3 protein-coding genes are annotated in these 1,218 nt (G+C 43.3%); all 3 read left to right on the top strand.

The window, feature by feature from the left end; genetic code table 11:
* Positions 1–13: 13 nt before the first annotated feature.
* Complete coding sequence (locus OXT66_RS09580; RefSeq protein ID WP_069360288.1) at positions 14–625, top strand: hypothetical protein; 612 nt, start codon at positions 14–16, stop codon at positions 623–625.
* A gap of 1 nt (position 626) precedes the next feature.
* Complete coding sequence (locus OXT66_RS09575) at positions 627–962, top strand: CagC family type IV secretion system protein (RefSeq protein ID WP_008212306.1); 336 nt, start codon at positions 627–629, stop codon at positions 960–962.
* 20 nt (positions 963–982) lie between these two features.
* Positions 983–1,218 (top strand): conjugal transfer protein (locus OXT66_RS09570; protein WP_268597052.1); only part of this gene is annotated, 236 nt, incomplete at its 3' end.

Genomic DNA, 1,218 nt, shown 5'->3' with positions numbered 1-1,218 from the left:
AGGAGGTGATCCAATGAAAGTAGAAAGCTGGCAAGGCATTAATGGCAAGCTAGTTCATGATGATCAAAAGGCGATTGTGGTTGATGATGACCAAGCATTGACTGATCCAAAACAGTTACAAGCAATTTTAGATCAAGACGGCCAGCCAATCGATGAAGTTCGTCGAGCAATGATTAAGAAGACCATTAAACGTCAGCTAAAAACTCCGCCATTAAAACTTAGGGGCTGGTTTAATCGCCATCAAGACAGTCACAATGCTAAAAAGACTGAAAAATTGGTGAGTGACAAACCGACCCATCAATATAAGCAGATCAAAAACGAAATGACCTTTTTTGGTGAAAGCTTCTTAGAAGGCTTCTTAGGCTTCTATGGCTTAGAAGTTGATAACGCCTTAGGCCGTTACGAACATAATTTGCATGTCTTAGAGACCCAAGAGCTAGGTCAGTCAGAAAAGGAGTATTACTTAGCCACGAGTGAAAATGGCCGCGTTAATTTAGCTACTGACCCATTACCAAGCCAGCAAATTGCCGAGGAGCAATTGGACAAATTCTATCAGCGAGAACCCGAGCAAACGCGAGCAGAACCGACTCAATTACGTTCACAGGAAGACGGAAAGGAGGAATAACATGAAGTTCAGCAAAGTAAAAGCGCTAGCAACCACTGGAGCTACTGCAATTTATTTGGGCTTGATGAACGCCCAGGTTGTTTTTGCGGCGGACGGTGGCGAAGTTAAAAGTAAGCTAACCAGCGCTGGTAAGACGATTCAAGGTATTTTAACCGGGTTGGTCGTTTTAGTCGGGATTTGTGTGGCGCTATTTATTATTATCAAAAGAATGCCTGACGCAGACGATCCACGAGAGAAATCAGAAGTTTATCACGCGGTTGGTCGGGTGGCTGGTTTAGTGGCCTTAGCGGCAGCCATTATCTGGCTATTACCTTGGGTTTACAGCCTATTCACTTAATTTAAAAAGGAGCCTGCCAAATGAAGAAAGGAAAAGAATTTATCTTCCCAGAGAACGTAGATAAAGATTACGGGATCTGGAAAGATTACACCTTGAAGGATTTTGGCTATGTGGCGCTGGCAGGACTAGTGGGCTTAATTTTTATTGCAATCCCACCCTATGGTCTGATCTTAGTCCTGATAAAAATAGTGATTGTTGTCTTAGCCATGACGATTGTCATGGCTATTTTAACAATTCGGCCAGTTGCGGCGCGGAA

It is taken from the genome of Lentilactobacillus senioris, assembly GCF_026798195.1.
GTDB lineage: Bacteria > Bacillota > Bacilli > Lactobacillales > Lactobacillaceae > Lentilactobacillus > Lentilactobacillus senioris_A.
This window is presented reverse-complemented; position numbering and strand designations above follow the sequence as displayed.